Origin of the sequence: Nonomuraea rosea, from assembly GCF_039539705.1 — a bacterium.
GTDB classification, from domain to species: Bacteria; Actinomycetota; Actinomycetes; order Streptosporangiales; family Streptosporangiaceae; genus Nonomuraea; species Nonomuraea rosea.
The window spans coordinates 1-19204 of the sequence record NZ_BAABDQ010000017.1 but is presented as its reverse complement, the minus strand read 5'-3'; the positions used below and the strand labels follow the sequence as shown (position 1 = coordinate 19204).

19 protein-coding genes are annotated in these 19204 nt (G+C 69.7%); 8 read left to right on the top strand and 11 right to left on the bottom strand.

From position 1 onward, the window contains the following. The first annotated feature begins 176 nt into the window (after positions 1-176). Together ABEA43_RS33400 and ABEA43_RS33395 are read left to right on the top strand one after the other, a co-directional pair. Positions 177-1073: a CPBP family intramembrane glutamic endopeptidase gene (locus ABEA43_RS33400; RefSeq protein ID WP_345568136.1), complete on the top strand. Its 897-nt coding sequence runs from the start codon at positions 177-179 to the stop codon at positions 1071-1073. A 496-nt stretch (positions 1074-1569) separates the two neighbouring features. Then, positions 1570-4386, top strand: coding sequence for a DUF6242 domain-containing protein (locus tag ABEA43_RS33395; RefSeq protein ID WP_345568134.1), 2817 nt, complete (start codon positions 1570-1572; stop codon positions 4384-4386). A gap of 13 nt (positions 4387-4399) precedes the next feature. On the opposite strand, the gene ABEA43_RS33390 is transcribed toward ABEA43_RS33395, so the two are convergent. Then, positions 4400-4816: an NUDIX hydrolase gene (locus ABEA43_RS33390; RefSeq protein ID WP_345568132.1), complete on the bottom strand. Its 417-nt coding sequence runs from the start codon at positions 4814-4816 to the stop codon at positions 4400-4402. A gap of 41 nt (positions 4817-4857) precedes the next feature. On the opposite strand from ABEA43_RS33390, the gene ABEA43_RS33385 reads away from it, so the two are divergent. Genes ABEA43_RS33385 through ABEA43_RS33375 form a run of 3 tightly spaced genes read left to right on the top strand, consistent with a single transcriptional unit; the run spans position 4858 to position 7212 of the window. Further along, on the top strand, positions 4858-5517 hold the full coding sequence (locus ABEA43_RS33385) for a DUF6758 family protein (protein ID WP_345568130.1): 660 nt from the start codon (positions 4858-4860) through the stop codon (positions 5515-5517). A 52-nt stretch (positions 5518-5569) separates the two neighbouring features. Continuing rightward, positions 5570-6292, top strand: coding sequence for an MBL fold metallo-hydrolase (locus ABEA43_RS33380; RefSeq protein ID WP_345568128.1), 723 nt, complete (start codon positions 5570-5572; stop codon positions 6290-6292). 23 nt (positions 6293-6315) lie between these two features. Further along, positions 6316-7212: a RecB family exonuclease gene (locus ABEA43_RS33375; RefSeq protein ID WP_345568126.1), complete on the top strand. Its 897-nt coding sequence runs from the start codon at positions 6316-6318 to the stop codon at positions 7210-7212. Between the two features lie 74 nt (positions 7213-7286). Here ABEA43_RS33375 and ABEA43_RS33370 read toward each other — a convergent pair whose 3' ends face one another. From ABEA43_RS33370 to ABEA43_RS33360, 3 genes are all read right to left on the bottom strand, one after another. Continuing rightward, positions 7287-8198 (bottom strand): oxygenase MpaB family protein, encoded by a 912-nt coding sequence (locus ABEA43_RS33370; protein ID WP_345568124.1) that lies wholly within the window; start codon positions 8196-8198, stop codon positions 7287-7289. Positions 8199-8211: 13 nt separating this feature from the next. After that, positions 8212-9102 carry an alpha/beta fold hydrolase gene (locus ABEA43_RS33365; protein WP_345568122.1) on the bottom strand — a complete coding sequence of 297 codons (891 nt, stop codon included), beginning with the start codon at positions 9100-9102 and terminating at the stop codon, positions 8212-8214. Positions 9103-9497: 395 nt separating this feature from the next. Continuing rightward, complete coding sequence (locus tag ABEA43_RS33360; RefSeq protein ID WP_345568120.1) at positions 9498-11492, bottom strand: DEAD/DEAH box helicase; 1995 nt, start codon at positions 11490-11492, stop codon at positions 9498-9500. A gap of 349 nt (positions 11493-11841) precedes the next feature. On the opposite strand from ABEA43_RS33360, the gene ABEA43_RS33355 reads away from it, so the two are divergent. After that, a complete protein-coding gene (locus ABEA43_RS33355) occupies positions 11842-12486 on the top strand; it encodes a ferritin-like fold-containing protein (protein ID WP_345568118.1) in 645 nt (214 codons plus the stop codon). A gap of 365 nt (positions 12487-12851) precedes the next feature. Here ABEA43_RS33355 and ABEA43_RS33350 read toward each other — a convergent pair whose 3' ends face one another. From ABEA43_RS33350 to ligD (ABEA43_RS33330), 5 genes are all read right to left on the bottom strand, one after another. Then, the gene (locus tag ABEA43_RS33350; protein WP_345568116.1) at positions 12852-13085 is read right to left on the bottom strand and encodes a DUF3107 domain-containing protein; all 234 of its coding nucleotides are present in this window, start codon (positions 13083-13085) and stop codon (positions 12852-12854) included. An 88-nt stretch (positions 13086-13173) separates the two neighbouring features. Next, positions 13174-13794 (bottom strand): TetR/AcrR family transcriptional regulator, encoded by a 621-nt coding sequence (locus ABEA43_RS33345; RefSeq protein WP_170247455.1) that lies wholly within the window; start codon positions 13792-13794, stop codon positions 13174-13176. A gap of 118 nt (positions 13795-13912) precedes the next feature. Next, the gene (locus ABEA43_RS33340; RefSeq protein WP_345568111.1) at positions 13913-14119 is read right to left on the bottom strand and encodes a hypothetical protein; all 207 of its coding nucleotides are present in this window, start codon (positions 14117-14119) and stop codon (positions 13913-13915) included. A 43-nt stretch (positions 14120-14162) separates the two neighbouring features. Next, positions 14163-15035, bottom strand: a complete 873-nt coding sequence (gene ligD, locus ABEA43_RS33335) for a non-homologous end-joining DNA ligase (RefSeq protein WP_345568109.1) — start codon at positions 15033-15035, stop codon at positions 14163-14165. Beyond that, a complete protein-coding gene (gene ligD, locus ABEA43_RS33330; RefSeq protein ID WP_345568107.1) occupies positions 15032-15874 on the bottom strand; it encodes a non-homologous end-joining DNA ligase in 843 nt (280 codons plus the stop codon). The genes ligD (ABEA43_RS33335) and ligD (ABEA43_RS33330) overlap by 4 nt, the downstream gene beginning before the upstream one ends. 119 nt (positions 15875-15993) lie before the next feature. Between ligD (ABEA43_RS33330) and ku the strand changes: the two genes are divergently transcribed. Continuing rightward, positions 15994-16887 (top strand): non-homologous end joining protein Ku, encoded by an 894-nt coding sequence (gene ku, locus ABEA43_RS33325; protein ID WP_345568105.1) that lies wholly within the window; start codon positions 15994-15996, stop codon positions 16885-16887. Between the two features lie 52 nt (positions 16888-16939). Here the strand turns inward: ku and ABEA43_RS33320 are convergent, their stop codons facing one another. After that, positions 16940-18088, bottom strand: coding sequence for a methyltransferase domain-containing protein (locus ABEA43_RS33320; protein ID WP_345568103.1), 1149 nt, complete (start codon positions 18086-18088; stop codon positions 16940-16942). Next, positions 18085-18210: a hypothetical protein gene (locus ABEA43_RS33315; protein WP_345568101.1), complete on the bottom strand. Its 126-nt coding sequence runs from the start codon at positions 18208-18210 to the stop codon at positions 18085-18087. The genes ABEA43_RS33320 and ABEA43_RS33315 overlap by 4 nt, the downstream gene beginning before the upstream one ends. A 534-nt stretch (positions 18211-18744) precedes the next feature. Between ABEA43_RS33315 and ABEA43_RS33310 the strand changes: the two genes are divergently transcribed. Beyond that, entirely contained in the window at positions 18745-19020 is a 276-nt protein-coding gene (locus ABEA43_RS33310; protein ID WP_345568099.1) for a hypothetical protein, read from the top strand. The last annotated feature ends 184 nt before the right edge of the window (positions 19021-19204 follow it).

The window sequence follows — 19204 nt, the reverse complement described above, 5'->3', positions numbered from 1 at the left end:
GGTTGAAATGCCTACGTCTTCGAGCATCCGCCTAAAAGGGTGGACCGTCTGTGAACTAATGCGCACCAGGCGGACAGAATGTATAGATGCAGGAGAATCCAGGGCCTTATCCGCCGTCCAGTGCACCGCCGCCGGGGTACCCGTACCAGCCGCAGCCTCCGTCCTGGTTTCTATCGGTGCCGAGCGGGGCGCGTTACGACCATCTGGCCAGGATCCCGGGCGCGCGTCCCTGGCGGGTGATCGTCGGCACGCTGATCATCGCCGTCGGGTTCTTCGTGATCGGCGTGGTCGTCGTCTACGCGGGCCTGGTGCTGGCCTCGCTGCTCGGCATCTCCGCGCCGCTGGACCCGGCGGGCGCGCTCTTCGGCGACCCGGTGTTCGGGCTGGTCGTGGTGCTGCTGTCGATCGTGCCCGTGCTGCCGCTGGTGTTCGGCACGACGGCGCTCGTCCAGCGGCGCAGGCCGGGCACGCTCTCGTCGGTGGCCGGGCGGCTGCGCTGGTCGTGGCTGCTGCGCTGCGTCGGGCTGGCGGTGCTGGCGCTGGTGCTCGGGCAGGGCACGCAGCTCGTCGCCCTGTCCCTGTCGGGTCAGGACAACGACATCTTCGGGTGGGTCGGGTGGGGACGCTTCCTGCCGGCGCTCATCGTGATCGTGCTGCTGGTGCCGTTCCAGGCGGCGGCCGAGGAGTACGCCTTCCGCGGCTGGTTCCTGCAGGCCTTCGGCGTGCACATCCGCAATCCGATCTGGGCCATCCTCATCGGGTCCGCGCTGTTCGCGTCGCTGCACGGGTATTCGTGGGTGGGCCTGATCGACGTGTTCTCCTTCGGGGCCGTCATGGGTTTCCTGGCCGTGCGCACCGGGGGGCTGGAGGCGCCGATCGCGCTGCACGTCATGAACAACCTGCTGGCCTTCGGGCTGAGCGCCGCGGCGGGGCAGCTGGAGGACGCTCTGGACCAGGGGAAGGTGCCGGTGCCGTGGGAGGCCTTGACGGGGACCGTGGTGCAGCTCGGGGTGTATGCGTTTGGTGTGTTGTATCTAGCGAAAAAGCGGTCAATAGAGACTGTTTCGGGATAAATCAGGCGGAAGGTGTGGTGAATCTCGCTAGAGAGGTCTCGTAATTCTGGCTCAGGCATGCTGCTCTGGATGCTGTGGGGGAACGGCGAGGGTTTCCCGGAGGTGATCGTTTCGGCTCGACGGGGTAGTAGTAGGCGCGTGTGATACTTCGTCCGGTAGACGTATGAGGATCGAAAAGAGCGCACAAAGGCGGCCGGCGTTCCTGGAACGGTCCGCACGTCGCGACCATTCACTTACCGTCCGCTCACGCAATCCGGTTGACCAGGTCAGATTCGACGAGTTCCACCAGTACGACGAGTTCGACTAGGAGGTACGGCGCGTGGCCTCCGGCCCCAGCGAACCGCCACGGCGACCGCAGGGTGACGACGACCCGCATTCCGAGGGCACGTCTGAACCGCATTCTTCGGATTCTTCCCAAGAGCCCAGGATCAGGCATTCCCCGCCCGGTCCGACGGATGGCCGGGCTCGCGGATTACCTCTGACCTCCCCTTGGGGCATGCCGCCGTTCTCCGCTCCCATCCCGGACGACGAGCCGCAGGAGCCGCCCAAGGGGCGCAGGCCGTACAGTTCGCCGACAGCGGAACCCGAGGCCGAGTCGCGCCGCCGTCCCCGCCGCATCGTCAACCGGCCCGACAAGCTCGTCGCGGGCACCCCGCTCGGGAGCATCCCCGTACCGGAACGACCTGAGCCTGAGCGACCGGAGCCTCTGCCCGAGCCCGAGCCCGAGCCCGAGCCTCAGCAGGAGCCGGAGCCGGTGCGGGACGACGATCCGCCCCGGCGGGAGGTCAGTACGGCGCCGTACCGCCTCGTGTACCCGATCGAGAAGGGCGCCGACGAGCCTGACGAGCCACCGGTGCAGGACGCGTTCGAGGAAGAGGACGAGGAAGACGAGCCGGCCGCGCAGGACGAGCCCGGCGTCCGCCGCGTCGGACGCCCCCCGGCCGGTCGCCCCACGCGGCCGGATCTCCTGGTCGCCAACGGCCCGCCCAGCCCGGGAGGGTCGAGCGGCAGGCACCACAGAGGCCCCGCCCCCGCCGCCGTGCGCAGGTCCAGCCCCGTACGCCGGGGCAGCAGGGCGATCCCGATCGTCATCACCCTGGCCCTGGCGCTCCTGGTGGCCACCGGCGTGCTGGTGTGGCAGTGGGGCAGCGAGGAGAGCCCGGGGCTGCGCCTGGCGGCGGGCACGGGACGCTCGGGCGACGACCTGTTCACCGTCCAGGCCGCAGGCGACGGCACCAACCAGAAGCTCAACGACATGACCTCGGTGGGCCGCGCGGTCGTGGCGGTGGGCAGCGACACCACGAGCCCGACGCCGCGCCCGCTGTTCCTGTTCTCGCCTGACGGAGGCAAGAACTGGCAGCTCGGCCAGGTGAACGGCGCCTCCACGTCCACGGTGCAGCGGGTGGTCGGGGGCGGCGGCAAGTGGCTGGCCAGCGGCGGCGACGGCGGGTCGGGCGAGCGCGGCCTGTGGACCAGCACCGACGGCTACAGCTGGGCGACCGTGCCGGCGGCCGGGCTGGCCGCGTTCAAGGACGGCGACCACATCGAGGACATCGCGCGGACGAGCTCAGGCTTCGTCGCGGTGGGCCGGACGACCGGGGACGACGGCGGCTCGGGACCGGCCGCCTGGCGCTCGGCGGACGGCAGCACCTGGGAGCGCGTCGAGACCAGGGGGCTGGAAGTACGGGAGATCAAGGCGGTCGTCGCCAAGGGCGACACCGTCGTGGCCATCGGGCAACCCGCGGAAGGCGAGGGTTCGCGGGTGCTGCGATCGGCCGACGGCGGACGCACCTGGCAGGCCACCGGCTTCCAGCTCCCTGAGGCCGTGCCGCGCGCCGGGACGCTGGGCGTGCTGCCCAAGCGGTTCGTGCTGGTGCCGACGCAGCACCGGACGGTCTCGGGCGACGTACGCGTCTACTGCTCGCCGACCGGCGCGCAGTGGTCGCAGTGCGGCTCCATCGGCGGCCTCAGCGGCGACAGCCGCGGCGTGGAGTCGCTGATCTCCTACCAGTCGGGCGTCGCGGCGATCGCGCAGGCCGGGCTCACCAAGTACTCGGTGCTGACCAGCACGGACGGCAGCGGCTGGGCCAAGCGGGCCGACCTCGGCGACCTGCGGGGGGCGACGCTGCGCGGGTTCACGATCTCCGACGGCGGCACCCTGTTCGCCGGCGGCGACCAGGCGGCCTCCGACGTGGACAACCAGCTCGTGCTCATGACCGCGCCGTCGCGCGGCTCGGTGTCCCGCGTCCAGCTCGCCGGGGTCGAGGGCCTGACCAGGATCGCGCGCGAGACCACCAGCCTGGCCAGCTTCGGCGGCAGGTACGTCGCCGTCGGCTCGGCCTCCGGCGACGCGGGCCTGTGGACGATCAAGAACTGGCAGAGCTGGAAGTCCATGAGCCTCGGCGGCCCCGGCAGGCAGACGCTGGAGGACGTGGCGCACGGCGGCCGCGGCTGGCTGGCCGTCGGCGGCACCGAGACGAACGTGGCCGTCACCGACCCCCTCCTGGTCACCTCGGAGGACGGTGAGGCCTGGCGCAGGGTGAACGTCTCCGGCGACCTGGCCCGCGACGCCAGCCGGCCGTACCTGGAGACCCACGTGGTGGCGGCGGGCAAGGAGGGCTACGTCCTGGCCGGCGAGTCCAGGGACGCGTCGGGCGCGGCGAGCGCCGCCATGTGGTTCACCCCCGACCTGCGCAAGTTCACCAGGTCGAAGAAGCTGCCGCAGGACGGCGCGGGGGTGCGCATCCACGACGTGATCGCCAGCGGGGACGGGTACGTGGCCGTGGGCGGCTCAGGGAGCGGCGACCAGGAGACCAGCACGGTCTGGTACTCCGAGGACGGCGTGAACTGGAGCGCACGCAAGCGCGTCGCCCCCCAGGAGGCCGACTCGGCCGGGCTCCGCCGGGTCACGACCTACCAGGACAAGCTGGTGGCCATCGGAACCGCCCTGACGGACGGCTCCCGCCGCGCCTTCGCCGCTGTCTCGGACGACGACGGCGTGACCTGGCAGACGGCCTGGCTGCCCGCGGACCAGGCGGCGGCGGTGTACGACCTGGCCGCGGCCGACGAGGGGCTGGTGGCCGTCGGCTGGCACGGCGTGCCCGGTGAGGGCGACAGCGCGGCCTGGACCTCGCAGGACGGTCTGGCCTGGAACCGGATGGCGCTGACGAAGGACCGGCTGGCGGGCCCGGGGATGCAGTGGCTGACGGCCGTGGCCGTGTCGGGGTCGGAGGTCGTGGCGCTCGGCCGGTCCACGACGTACAACACCGACCACCTCATCCTGTGGACCTCCAGCCTCACCTCGAACCGATGAGAGGCGGGCGGTGTCACACGACGCCGCCCGCGCGTCCGGGCAGCACGCCCCAGTCCGTCAGTGACTCCAGCAGGCCCTCAGAGAGCGGCAGGCACTCCAACTCGGTCACATCGCACCAGCGCACGTCGGCGGCGTCGTCACCGGCCACGGGCGCTCCTGGGGACACGCCTGCCAGGTAGTCGCGGATCACGTACGTGATCCCGCCGGGCCCCGGGCGGTCCACGGCGCCGGCCAGGCGGCCCACCTCCAGGACGCGCAGCCCGGTCTCCTCCAGGACCTCGCGCCGCACGGCGATCGCGTCCGTCTCGCCCGGCTCCACCCGTCCGCCGGGAACGGACCACAGGCCCACGCCGGGCGGGCGGCCCCGCCGGATGAGAAGGAGCCGGTCAGAGGCGTCGAAGATGATCGCGCCGACACAATTTACGCGCACATGGCCAAGATTACGACGAGATAACGGGAAGCGGCCTTGACGTGGCCGTACCGGAGAAAGCACCGTGGGTAGGTGTGAGAGCGGCTCCAACCTGTCCAAGGTGCTTCGGCCCGCTTCACGGGCCGACCGCGTTGTCGAGCGTCTATCGCTGCGGCACGCATGGTGATGTCCTGCCGTATCAGCCTCCGTGGGCGCCCACCAGCGAGGCACTGGAGGCGATGCGCAAGAGCTCCGTGGTGCCCGTGTGGCTGCCCTGGCCGTTGCCGGCGGGGTGGCTGGTGACCGGCTTCGCCGAGGTCGGCGATCAGCGCACCGGCGCCCGTGCCAGCGTGGTGGCCCTGACCGGGCCGTCGCTGACGGAGGGCCCCGCCGATCTGCTCGTCATCGCGGAAGAACCCGGCATCGGGCTCGGCGCGGCGTTCTCGGGGCTGGACGGTCCCGACCCCGGCGAGGGGTTCGACGCCGGCCCGCCGAACGCCAAGATCGAGGTGCTCGGGCATCCGACCGCGATGTGGTGCGTGGGCGGGGCCGCCGACCGGGCGGTCTACGCCGGGGAGGCGCTCGGCAACTGGCTGTGGGCCATCGCCTGGCCGGCCGACGCCGGCTGCATGATCGCGCTGTCCGAGCTGTCGCTGCTCGACGTGCGGGACCACGATCTCGACGTGCCGTTCGGGGCGTTCTCGCCCAGGCTCGAGGATTAGGTCCCGCGATCGCGATTCGCGCTCTCATGGAGACGGGCTAGAGTTCGGAGGCGTGACAGCGCGTATCGAGCGAGTGGTGACCGAGGGCCTCGTCGACATCGACGGCACCGAGCACAAGGTCGAGAACAACACCTGGATCGTGGGCGACGACGACGAAGTGATCGTCATCGACCCGGCGCGTGACGCCGAGAAGATCCTGGAGCAGGTCGGCGAGCGGGAGGTGCTGGCCGTCATCTGCACGGCGGGCCTGCCCGACCACGTCGGCGCGGCCATCGAGGTGGCCAGCAGAGACGAGGCCGTGGTCGCCCTGCATCCCAAGGACAAGCCGCTCTGGCGGGAGACCTGGTCGGAGACCTGGCCCGACATCGACATGGAGGACGACGGCATCTTCGAGGTGGGCGACGTCCAGCTCGACGTCATGGAGACGCCCGGCGTCTCGCCCGGCGGCGTGTCGCTCTACTGCGAGGCGCTGGGGGCCGTGTTCACCGGCAAGGCCCTGCAGGCCGACGGCCCCGGCAAGCTCGGCGGCGAATACCCCGCACTGGCCGACCAGCTCACCTCGATCGGCGGGCGGCTGTTCACGCTGCCCGGAGACACGCGGGTGCTGTCGGTCCACGGTGACGAGGTCACGATCGGCGACCTGGAGCCCCACTTCGACGACTGGGTGTCCGGCTCGCTGACGCGCGTCGGCACCGAGGCCGGCGACGAGGCCGAGGGCCCGCTGACCGACGGCACCAAGCTCTCCGGGATCAAGCTCAACCCGAGCGACGACTGAGCGCGGGCTTGGCCTCCTCCGACATGACCACACAGCTTCCGCTGGACGGGATGCCGCGGCGGCTCTATTCGTGCACGCCGTCGCGGCTGAACGCCTGGCTCGACTGCCGCCGCCGCTACCGGTTCACCTATCTGGACCGGCCCCAGCCGTCCAAGGGTCCCGGCTGGGCGCACAACAGCGTCGGGGCGAGCGTGCACAACGCGCTGGCCGCCTGGTGGCGGGAGCCGTACGAGCGCAGGACCCCGCTGACGGCGTCCGTCCTGCTCACGAACGGGTGGATCACCGAGGGGTTCAAGGACGCGGAGCAGTCGGGGCGGTGGCTGGGCCGGGCCCGAGACCTCGTGTCCGGATATGTCGCGACTTTAGATCCGGCGGACGAGCCGGTCGGCGTCGAGCGCACCGTCGCCACCCGTACCAAGGTCATCGCCCTGTCCGGCCGGATCGACCGGCTCGACCGGCGCGGCGACGAGCTGGTCGTGGTCGACTACAAGACCGGGCGGCGCCCGCTCACGCAGGATGACGCGCGGTCGTCGCTCGCCCTGGCCACGTACGCCATCGCCGCCTCCACGATGATGCGCACGCCCTGCCGTACGGTCGAGCTCCACCACCTGCCCACCGGCGAGATCGTCGAGTGGCGGCACACCGAGGAGTCCCTCGCCCGCCACCTGCGGCGCGCGGAGGAGATCGCCACCGAGGCCGCGGACGCGGACGAGCGCTACAAGGCGGTCGTCGGCGGCACGTCCCGGCGCAAGACGGGCGACCGCCTGCCCGTCGGGCCCGCGGCGGTGCCGGCCGAGATCGACGAGCTGCTCGCGCCCAGCCCCGGCCCCATCTGCTCCTGGTGCGACTTCCGCCGCCACTGCGCGGAGGGCCTGGCCGCCGGCACCGAACGCCAGCCCTGGGACGGGCTCGCGGACTGACGTTTCGCTGCCGGAACAGCGGTCATGGACGGGGTGGTGGAACGAGCGGGGCGATATGTTCGCGCTCGTGCCGGTCAGGCGGCCAGTGCGGCGGGCCAGCGGCGGGGGTCGATCAGGCCCCTGAGCCCCTTGCCGACGTCGTAGCCCGCCGCGCCCAGGCGTTCCCTGGAGGCGCGCAACATCTCCCGCGTGGCCGGCATGAACGCGTGGTCGTGCACGGGCTCCGGCAGCGCGTTCATACCGGCCCTGAACGCCCTCAGGCCCGCCGTGACGGTCGCGCGCGGCACTTCGGGCAGTGTGCAGTACATCTGCCTGGCCCAGTCCGGCAGTGTGTAGTAGCAGAGCGCGCCGAAGGGGAAGTAGGCGGGCTTGCCCGGCGACAGCCGCCGCAGCTCCTTCGGCAGCCTCGGCCACAGCAGGAACCGCACGGTCGACGCGGCCTCCTCCGTGACGCGCAGACTGGGGCGTACCCGCTTGAAGTAGGCGGTCATCTCCGCGCAGGAGCCGGGCACGTCCTCGGGGTGCAGCCCGACGTACGCGGCGCTCTTGCGCTGCTCGTGGAGGTAGCGGTCGGCCTCGCGCTCGGTGAGGGGGAGCCCGCCGCGCCTGGCCACCTCCAGGTACGACGAGACCTCGGCGCAGTGGACCCACAGCAGCAGCTCGGGGTCGTCCACCCGGTGCGTTCTGCCGGTGTCGGGATCATGGACGCGCAACGCCTTGTGGATGCCGCGCACCCGCCTGCCGATCTCGTCGGCCTCCTCGGGGCTGCCGAACGTCACCCTGCCCACGAAGTCCGCGGTGCGGCGCAGGCGCCCGAACGGGTCCTCCTGGAAGTTGGAGTTCTGCCAGACGCCGCGCATGGCCAGCGGGTGCAGCGCCTGCAGCATCAGGCCGCGTACGCCGCCCACCCACATCGAGCGGTCGAGGTGCACCTGCCAGGTCGCGCTCTGCGGTGGCTGGACGACGATCTCTTCGATGCTCGGCATAGTAAGTAAAGGATTACATTATATTGGACCTTATGTCCAAATAGTGCTTCTCGGCCGCGTTCCAGAACCTGACCAGCGCCGCCGCCGTCGTCTCCGGGGCCTCGACGGCGGGGGAGTGGACCGCGCCCGGCACGACCACGCACTCGGCGCCCAGCCTGGCAGCCATCTCCGACTGCGCCTCCGGGGGCCATCCGTCGTCGTGCTCGCCGTACAGCACCAGCGTGGGCACCTCGATCTGGCGCAGCTCGTCGGTACGGTCGTGCATCGTCAGCACCTGCTCGGCCATGCAGGACAGGCCGATCGGCGAGTTGGTGAGCAGGCGCTTGCGCAGGAACTCCACGATCTCGTCGGAGACGTCGTTGGCCAGTGCCTCGGGCTCGAACCTGTGCTGCCACACGTGCTCAAGCCCCAGGGCCGGGACCTCTTCCATGATCTTCCGGCCGTTGCTGGCGCGCTGACCCTCGATGGCCGCGGGGCCCGACCCCATCAGCGTGAACGAGGCGAACCTCGTGCGGCCGTCGATCGCGGCCTCCCTGGCGACCAGCCCGCCGAACGAGTGGCCCACCAGATGGACGGGATCGCCGCCGCCGATGACCTGGGCGAGCGCGTCGACGTCGGCGCCGAGCGCGGCGCAGGTGTAGGCGTCCGGCTCGTCGGGGCCCGGCGTTTCGTACTGGCCGCGCAGGTCGATGGCCACGACCGTGCGGCCCGACTGGGCGAGCGTCATCAGGACCGCGATGAAGTCCTCCTTGCTGCCGGTCAGACCGGGCACCAGGAGCGCGGGCCAGCGCTCAACGACACCACTGACCGGAAGCGCCTCCAGGGCCGCGAACGTGCCCTGTGGCGTTTCGATCATTCGTGGTGCAACGCCAGGAGGCAGATCGAGGAATCGCGGCGTACTCACGTGGGGCAACAATACCCAGAGGTCAGCGCCTCGACACCGGCAAGGTGATTACGCTGGTGCGAGTTCTGGGGAGTTGTACGGAATGCGCGGCCCCGTGGATCTGGGGGCGCCGGGGGCGGGGCTGGGGCCCGTGTGGCTCTCAGGGGCGCCACAGCGCACCATCCGGCCGGGCGCTCGCTCAAGTGCCACCCGACACACCTGACGCCCGTTGAGGGCCTCCACGACCGCCTGGAGGCGCGCACGCCCGTTCCCGGATCCGGGGGCCGGGGGTCGCATGTGCCTGACAGCGACACTCGCTGCGCCCATGACCCCGATGCCCGCCTGTCCGCCGGATCCCTCCGCTGGAACGTGAAAGGCGCGCACCCTGATGGGGTGCGCGCCTCTTCGTGCCTGCGTCAGCCGGTACGGCGGCGGTTGCCGCCGGCCCCGCTTCCGCCGCCGCCACGGAATGGGCGGCGCTGCTGCTTACGCTCGGTCGCGGCGGACGGCGCGATGTCGTCGTCATCCGTGGCCAGGTCGGGCGACTGGAAGATCACCGCGAACGGGCTGGGCGGGACGATCCGCTCCGGCTCCTTGCGCACCGGCGGAGGCGGCGTCGCGAGGAAGCTCGGCTCGGGCACGGACTCGACGACGGGCGCGGCGACCGGGGCCGGCCGCTCCTCGACGAGCCGTTCGACGGGCTGCTCCACGGGCTGCTCCATGGGCCGCTCTTCGGCGGTCCGCTCGCGGACGGGTCGTTCGCGCACGGGCCGCTGCGTCGCGGGCTGCTCCGTCACCGGTGCGGCCTGCTCGATCGGCTCGTGCTCGGTCGTGGTGACCGTGGCGGAGCTCCGGCGGGAGCGGGTGCTCCGTACCGGCGCCTCGGGGGCGTCGGCCGGCTCCACCACAGCGGCGGGCGCCGCGTCGGCGGGAGCGGCGGCACGGCGCGAGCGGGTGCTCTTGACCGGTGCCTCCGGAGCCTCGGCCAGCGCCTGCTCGATCGCCGTCGAAGCCGCACCCCTGCGCGTGCGGGTGCGCTTCTGATCGGGGGCGGCACCCGGGATCTCGTCTGTAGCGAAGATCGCGGGAGTCTCCTCCGTCTTGGCGTCCACCAATTCCACCTCCGGCCTCTCGTCGGCGGTCTCCGCCAGCTCCCTGCCCCCGCGAGTGCGGCGGCGCTGACGCGGCGTACGGGCAGGGCGCTCTTCGCGCTCTTCACGGCGCTTGCCGCTACGCCCGCGCACCCTGCCGGTCTCTCCCAGGTCCTCGATGCGCTCGGCCGACAGCCCCACGCGCGAGCGGTTGGCGTGCGGCAGGACGCCCTTGGTGCCCTCGGGGATGTTCAGCTCGGTGTAGACGTGCGGCGAGGTGGAGTAGGTCTCCTCGGGATCACCGAAGTCCAGCCCGAGCATCTGGTTGACCATCTTCCAGCGGGTCAGCTCCTCCCACTCCACGAACGTGACCGCGATGCCCGTGCGCCCGGCCCGGCCGGTACGGCCGATGCGGTGCACGTAGGTCTTGTCGTCGGTGGGGCAGTCGTAGTTGACCACGTGGGTGACGTCGTCGATGTCGATGCCGCGGGCCGCCACGTCGGTGGCCACCAGCACGTCGATCTTGCCGTTGCGGAACGCGCGCAGTGCCTGCTCGCGCTGGCCCTGACCGAGGTCGCCGTGTACGGCCGCGACCGCGAAGCCGCGGGTGTCGAGCTGCTCGGCGACCATGTCGCAGGCCCGCTTGGTCTCGCAGAAGACCATGGTGAGCCCGCGGCCGTCGGCCTGGAGCAGCCGGCCGACGATCTCGATCTTGTCCATGCGGTGGACACGCCAGACGACCTGGCGCGTCAGCGGCGTGGTCTCGCCCTCGCCGTTCTCGTGCTCGGCGCGTACGTGCGTCGGGCGGTTGAGGTATTTCCGCGACAGCGCGACGATCTCGCCCGGCATGGTGGCCGAGAACAACATCGTCTGCCGCTCCGCGGGGATCAGCTTGAAGATCCGCTCGATGTCGGGCAAGAAACCCAGGTCCATCATCCGGTCGGCCTCGTCGAGAACGAAGCTGGTGACCTGGCTCAGGTCGAGGTGCTTCTGCTTGACCAGGTCGAGCAGGCGGCCGGGGGTGCCGACGATGACGTCGACCCCGGCCTTGAGCGCCTCGATCTGCGGCTCGTATGCCCGGCCGCCGTACACGGTCAGAACTCGGGAGCCGAGCTTGCCCGCGGCGGTGACCAGGTCTTCGCTGACCTGCGTGGCCAGCTCGCGGGTCGGTACGACGACCAGCCCGCGGGGCTTCTTGCGGTTTTTGCGCGGCTTGCCGATGCTCTGCAGCATGGCGATGCCGAACGCGTAGGTCTTTCCCGTGCCCGTGCGTGCCTGACCGATGAGGTCCTGGCCGCTCAGAGCGAGCGGGAGTGCCATCTCTTGGATGGGGAACGGTGTGATGATGCCCTCAGTCTCAAGGGCATCGGCGATCTCTGGTGTGACTCCGAGGTCTCGGAAAGTCGTCAGCGTGGCCTGCCTCAGTCTCAAATGAAGGCGGGCCTGCCGGGACCGACGGGCGGAAAACAGCCCCCGTTACGTGGGTCCTCGCGGTAGAGCCAGCCCTCTCGCGTCTCGCGACCGCGCACCCGGGGAATCGGGGGTTATCGGGGGAATCCCCCGAACTAACACAGTGCGGTCGCACTTTCACAGAGCAGTGTACTCGATACCACAACGTTGGCCGAGCTTACATATGTTCCCGAAGATTCACCGAAGTACGCTGCCCCTTATGAAGGAGTCTCCAGGAGTCGTCGATCTGCTCGGTGTACTAGCTTACGCGGAGCTCAGCGCCTACGCGCGGATGACCGAGGATGCGGCCACTCTGGCACCCTCGCTGGCCGACCGCGCCGCGCTGAGCGAGCTGGCCGTGACCGAGTACGCCCATTTCCGGCTGTTGCGCGACCGGCTGGCCGCACTGGGGGCCGACCCTGACGAGGCGATGCGGCCGTTCGTCGCGGCGCTGGACGCCTGGCACGCCCAGACCCGGCCGGCCGACTGGCTGCAGGCGCTGATCAAGACGTACGTGGGCGACGGGATCGCGCTCGACTTCTACCGGGAGGCGGCCAGGCATCTCGATCCTTCGATCGCCGATCTGGTGGACGAGGTGCTGGTGGACGGGGGGCGCTCGCAGTTCGCGGTCGAGCGGGTGCGGGCCGGGATCGAGGCGGATCCCACGGCGGGCGGGCGGCTGGCGCTGTGGGCCAGGCGGCTCGTCGGTGAGGCGCTCAGCCAGGGCCAGCAGGTCGCCTCGGCGCGGCCGGAGCTGGCGCTGCTGCTGGTGGAGTCGGCCACCGAGGGGCAGACCGATATTTCTCGACTTTTCGCAACGCTGACGGAGGCGCACGGCAAGCGCATGGCGGCCATGGGCATCTGAGGACGGGTCTGGTCATAGAGCGGCGCGAGGGCACGAAACGGCTGTACCGTGCCACCATGAGGGCCTCGCGCCGCTATGGCAGCTCCCTGACCAGATGTGGGCCGAATCGCTGGACCTCGCGCGCCGTGCTACGGAGAGAGAGCGCGTGCTGTCCGACCAGCGAGCCGACCAAGGATCACGTCCTCAGGCGCCGACCACCCCGAGGTTGTCAGCTCGGACGGCCCCGCATCCACAGCTGAGCCCGTCCCGCAGGCACATCACGACCCGGCGGCGGATGAATCCGGTCTGGACGCGCGCGGGTCGCGCCTGGGCGGGCCCGTGCAGGGGTACGGCGTCGCGAAGCCGTACCCCCCGGATGTCAGGCCCTAGAGTGTGCCGCCGAAACCGACCGGCCGGGACTCGTCCTCGCCGATCTCGACGAACCCGAGTGAGGCCACCGGCACCACCACGCGCCGGCCCTTCGCGTCGGTGATGGCGAAGACGCCGCCGCGATCGGCCGCCAGTGCGTTTCTGATCTCCTCTTCGACCTGATCTGCGCTGAGGTCGGTCTCGATAACGAGTTCGCGGTGTACGGAGCGTACGCCGATCTTGACTTCCATCGTGGCTCCCTAGTGGACGGGGCTGGCTCAATCCCATCGTGGCGGCTCGCACCGAGGAAAAGGTGAATGATCGCGCCCAGCGAACGGGTTATGCCGTACGCGGAAAACCGCTGATGCCGCGCCAGGCGAGACGGGCCATGAGCTGCTCGGCCGCGTCCTTGGGAATGGAGCCCTGCGTGGTGACCCAGTAGCGGGCGCTCACCTCCGCCATGCCCACCAGCCCGACGCCCAGCAGATGCGCCTCGTCGCTGGTGCAGCCGGTGTCCTCCTGGATGACCGCCGAGACCATCTCCGCGCACTCGCGCAGCGAGCGCTCCACCCGCTGCCGCACCGGCGCGACGTTACGCAGGTCGGACTCGAAGACGAGCCGGAACGCCTCGCCCTGCGTCGAGACGAAGTCGAAGAACGCGCTGAAGGTGGCCTGCACACGGAGTTTGTTCTCGTTGGTGGAGGCCAGCGCCTCCCTGCAGCGGTTGACCATGTCGTCCACATGCAGGTCGAGCAGCGCGAGATAGAGCTCCAGCTTGCCGGGGAAGTGCTGATAGAGCACCGGCTTGCTGACCCCGGCCCGATCGGCGATCTCGTCCATGGCGGCCGCGTGATAGCCGTTTTCCACGAACACTTCCTGCGCGGCGCTCAGCAGCTGCCGGCGGCGGGCGAGTCGGGGCAGCCGGGTGCCCCGGGGCTTGGCATCCGGGGTTGCGGTCACGCGGGTCTCCATAGGTCTCTCAGCGGGCTGTCCGGACATCCTACGTGCGAGTAGGCAGCTGCACGGCGACACTCATCAGCGACGTCCCCTTCGCGCCGATCGTCGCCATCAGGCCACCTCAGCGATAGTCGTCATCGTCGAGCTCGACGACGCGGTCCTGCTCGGCCGCGTCCGCGGGATCGACGTCCAGCGGCAGCTCATCACGCGTCCGGCCGGCCCCCGGCCGGACCTCGCGGCGCTGCTCGGCCGCGTCGGCCTCTGGCGTCTCGATCGAGAGCTCCTCGTCCTCCTCGCCGTAGCCGCCTTCGTCCCCGCGTATGTCCATCTCCGACATCTTCAGTCCCCCTCCTGGTGCGGACGGATCCAGCCTACGCCCGGCCGAAAAGGTCACCGCGTTTCTCGACTCTGGCGAGTACGTCCGGCGCGGTGAACACCAGATCCTCAGGCCGTTCGCAGCCCTCCACCTCCTTCCACAGGAGCGGGGTCGAAACCGTCGGCTGCTCCCTGGCGCGCAGGGAATAGGGCGCGACGGTGGTCTTGGCCGGGTTGTTCTGGCTCCAGTCGATGAACACCTTGCCCGGTCTGGCCTTCTTCGTCATCACGCTGACGACCTCCCGCGGGTGCTCCTTCTCCAGGAGCTGGGCCAGCCGCTTGGCGTACGCGGAGGGCTCCTCGCGGCAGTCCCAGTCCGCGTAGAGCTGCATGCCCTTGTTGCCGCTGGTCTTGGGCCTGGCGGTGAGCCCTTCTGACTTCAGCACCTCGCGCAGCATGAGCGCCACCCGGCAGCACTCCACGATGGTCGCGGGCGGGCCTGGGTCGAGGTCGAACACGAGCGTGTCCGGCGGGAGCGCCCGGCCCTCCTCGTCGACCCGCCACTGGGGGACGTGGAGCTCGAGGGCGGCCAGGTTCGCGTAGTAGACGAGCGCGGGCAGGTCGCCGATGACGGCGAAGTCGATGCTCTCGCGGTTCTTGGTGCTGCCGGGCGCGGGCAGGTTGACCCGTCTGACCCAGCTCGGGGTGTGCTCGGGAGCGTTCTTCTCGAAGAAGAACTGGCCGTTGACGCCGTTCGGATAGCGCTTGACGGTCAGGGGCCTGCCCTGGAGGTGCGGCAGGAGCACGGGCCCGATGCGGCTGTAGTAGTCGATGACCTCGGCCTTGGTGAAGCCGTAGTCGGGGTAGAGCACCTTGTCCAGGTTGCTCAGCGTCAGCTCGCGCCCGTCGACCTTGACCGGCACCTTCATCGGGTCACCTCCGCGGGGAGCTTGTCGGGCCGCAGACCGCGCCACACGGGGTGCCGCAGCCGCTGCTCGTCGGTCCACATCGTGTAGGCCACCTCCCCGACCAGATCCGGCCTAACCCACCGGTTCCGCCACGGAACCTCGTTGCGGAACGGGCTGCGCGCGATCTCCAGCGGCCGCAGCATCCGATAGATGTCGTCCAGTACGGCGTCGGTGAACCCGGTGCCGACGTGCCCCACGTACGTCAGCCCCTCGTCCGTGAACACTCCCATGATCAGCGAACCGATCCCGCCCGCCCGGCGCCCCTTGCCCGGTTTCCAGCCGCCGATCACGACTTCCCTGGTGCTGAGGTTCTTCACCTTGATCCACCAGGGCGAGCGCGTGCCCGCCCGGTAGGGGGAGTCCAGCCGCTTGGCGACGACGCCCTCCAGCCCCTGCTCGTGCGTGGCCGAGAGCAGATCGGAGGCTCCGGGGAAGTACGGGGGCGCGCCGATGTCCAGCTCGTCGAGCAGGGCGCGGCGATCGCGGTACGACAGCTCGAACAGCGGGGTCCCGTCGAGATAGAGCAGGTCGAAGGGCATGTACGTGACCGGGTACAGCTCCAGCATCACCGGCTCGGGATCGGTCAGGTGCATCCGGCGTTGCAGACGTTCGAAACTGGGCCTGCCGCGCGGGTCGAGCGCTACGACCTCGCCGTCGATGACCGCATTTTTCACCCCGAACCCCGAAATTTCCGGATACCGCCGGGTGTATTCGACTCCATGCCGCCCCGTCACCCGCATCCCCTCGTCAAGGTGGATGAGCGCGCGGATGCCATCCCACTTGACCTCAAGGCCGTACATGTCGCGATCGGAGGGTAGTTCCCCAGGTACAGCAAGCATTGGTTCGATCGGGTATGGCATTGGTTGCCCCATGACGGGTATGTGCCCATTGGCGGGCCGTTGAGAGCTGAGGAGTGCCCATGCGCAGCATCTGGAAGGGCGCGATCTCCTTCGGGCTGGTCACCATCCCGGTCAAGCTCTACTCGGCGACCGAGCAGAAGGACGTGACCTTCCACCAGGTGCACCGCGAGGACGGCGGCAGGATCCGCTACAAGCGCGTGTGCACGGTCGACGGCGAAGAGGTCCCGTACGCGGACATCGCCAAAGGGTATGAGCTGGCCACGGGCGAGATCGTCGTGCTGACGGACGAGGACTTCGAGGATCTGCCGCTGAGCACGTCGCGCCGGATCGACGTCCTCCAGTTCGCTCCGGCCGAACAGATCGACCCCATCTACTTCGCCAAGTCGTACTATCTGGAGCCCGACGCGCAGGGCGCGAAGCCGTACGTGCTGTTGCGCAACGCCCTGGAGAGCTCCGGCCAGGTGGCGGTGGTCAAGGTGGCGCTGCGCCAGCGCGAGTCCCTGGCCACGCTGCGGGTGCGCGACGGGGTCTTCGTCCTGGAGACGATGCTCTGGCCCGACGAGATCCGCACGCCCGACTTCGGTTTCCTGGAAGAGGACATCGAGGTACGCGCCCAGGAGCTCAAGATGGCCGAGTCCCTGATCACGACGATGGAGTCGGACTTCGACCCGGGCGAGTACCACGACACCTACCGCGAGGCGTTGCAGCAGGTGATCGAGGCGAAGGTGGCGGGCAAGGAGGTCATCGCGCCCGCCGAGGAGGAGGAAGCGCGACCGGCGGTGGACCTCATGGCGGCGCTGCGGGCGAGCGTCGAGGCGGCCAAGCGGGAGCGCTCGGGCGAGCCGGCCAAGAAGAAGGCGGCGAGCGGGAAGTCCGCCAAGGACGAGGACAAGGGCGCCGAGAAGACCCAGGAGAAGGCGCAGCCGAAGCGCAAGACCCGCAAATCCGCCTGACCGCCTGACTGTCTGACTGCCTGACCGCCGCAAGCATGGCGGCGGCGGCGCGCTACCGGACGGCCGGCCCTCGGCGTGGACCGATGGGGGTCTCAGGGGCGTCGAGCCAGAGCTGTTGTCCCTCGGGGGTGACGGTCATGCCGAATCGCTCAAGGCCCGGCTCGCCCCAGCTCACCCACTCGAAGTACGCGTTGGTCACCTCCTCCCAGAGGTGACGCTCGCCGAGCTCGTACACCCACGGTTCACCGTCCGGCTCATAGATGGCGACCCCCCACTGGCCGGCGTGTCCGGGGTCGACGAGAAACAGCCTCTTCTCGTCGTCGAGCCGCGTCCGCAGACCGGTCCGGGCCGACATCACCAGACAGGCACCAGCCGGCGCGTACGTGATCGTGCGAGGGTCCACCTTCGTGGTGAACCGCCGGCCGCCACCGTCGTCCGGATCACCTTCGGCCGGACCCTGGGAGCGCATCATCATGTACGAGGCGTAGCCCGGGAACCGCCCGACGGCGCTTCCGTCCGGGAGAACGACGAGCCGTAGCGAGTGGTCGGTGTCGAACCCGGTCGAGAACGGTGTGACGACGACCGCGCCAGGCCGGCACTGCTCGATCCAGGCGTACGGAACGGTGTGCACCGCGCATGTCACGTGCACGCGATCGTATGGCGCTCCCTCGGCCCAGCCCTCCGCCCCGTCACCGACGATCAGATGCGGATGCACCCTGGCCGCTGCCAGGTTCTTCGCCGCCTGCTCGGCGACGGCCTGGTCGACCTCGATCGACGTCACCCGGGACGCGTCGCCGACCAGGTGGGACAACAGCGCGGCCGTCCATCCGGTGCCGGTGCCCACCTCGAGCACGCGGTGCCCGGGGTCGGGGTCGAGCTGCGTGAGCAGGTCGACGACCGTGCCCGGGGCCGAGTTCGACGAGGTGTAGCGGCCTTCCACGTCGCGGATGTCGGTCGCGCCACGATCGAGCTGCGTCACGATGGCGTCCGGCCCGTAGACAGTCGTCCACCAAGCCTCAGGGTCGCCGTCCCGGTCGACGAGCTCTGAGCCTGCCTCGGTCAAGATGACCCCGGCCGAGGGCACGAACAGGTGCCTCGGTACCGCATGTAGCGTGTCGACGATCGTGCCGCTGATCGGGGCACGAGTCCCGCTGATCGCGGTGATCATGCCGGTGATGCTGGCGTCGAGGTCGGGCGTCACTTCTTCTTTCCGTCTCCCCCACGGCTGCCCTTGCCGCCGTCACCGTCGTTGGTGTTCTTGTCCTGCTTCGGCAGCTCGAAAGGCTTCGATGAGGGCTTTTCGCCCTCGTGCTTGCCGGCCATGTGCGGCTCTCCCTTGCCTTGCGATGAACGGTCTCCGCGACCATATGACTACTCTTTGTGACCGACAAGAGCCTGCGGAGTTAGACGAGCAGACTCCCTTGGGTGCTGTGACCGCGCTGTTCGGCGTGGTTGCAGCGGCCGGTTTGTGACGCGCCCGGCGGTGCCATCTCTCCGGGTCGTGGTCGATGAGCCGCCACGCGCTCGGCCGAGGGGAGGGCTGCGCCTCTGTGCGATGAGCGACAGGACGAGCATCGGCGGTCGGCGTTCGCACGCCATTCCGTGGCCGCCGCGCGTCGAGCGGGCGATCATCGAATGGGACATATCGGCATAATTCATAGCATTTCATGTAATAGCATTTAATGAAGGCAATAAGATTGTTAATGCATTGCAAAATGGATTCATTCCTGTTTGCTTGCGTACGGCCCCGGAAATGACCGTTATCGGATGGCTTCTCTGGCAGTCATCCGAGACTTTTTCTCCGGGCAGCTGGGAAAAGTCGCGAACGGGCAATCGATCCTTTAGGGGGAATACGCAATGCCCAAGCTCAAGAGTGTTATCGCAGGCCTCGCCATCAGCACGGCGCTGGCGGGCGGTGTGGTCAGCATGGGGGCGGCCACGACCGCGGCCAATGCCACCACCCAGGTCAGCAACGGCACGTCCGTCCTCGCCGGGCACGGGTGCTACAGCGAGCGCCGCCGCTGCGGTTACGGCTGGCGTCGTCACCACCACCAGAAGGTGCGCGTCCGGGTGAAGGTCCACAACCGGAACCACAACCACAACGGTCCCCGGACCACCGGCACCAGGTGGTAAATGCCGTGTGCTGATGGCACGGAAATGAGTCATGGTCCGGGCTTAGGTTCATTTCCTCTCGTCTCCACGGCACTTCTTCTGGTGAGGGCCCCGCCGGCTTGGCCGGCGGGGCCCTCATTGTGCTGTCCGGCCCCTTTCCGATGGGGGCGGTTATATGCGATGGCGGGGCGGTTGTTTGTCATGC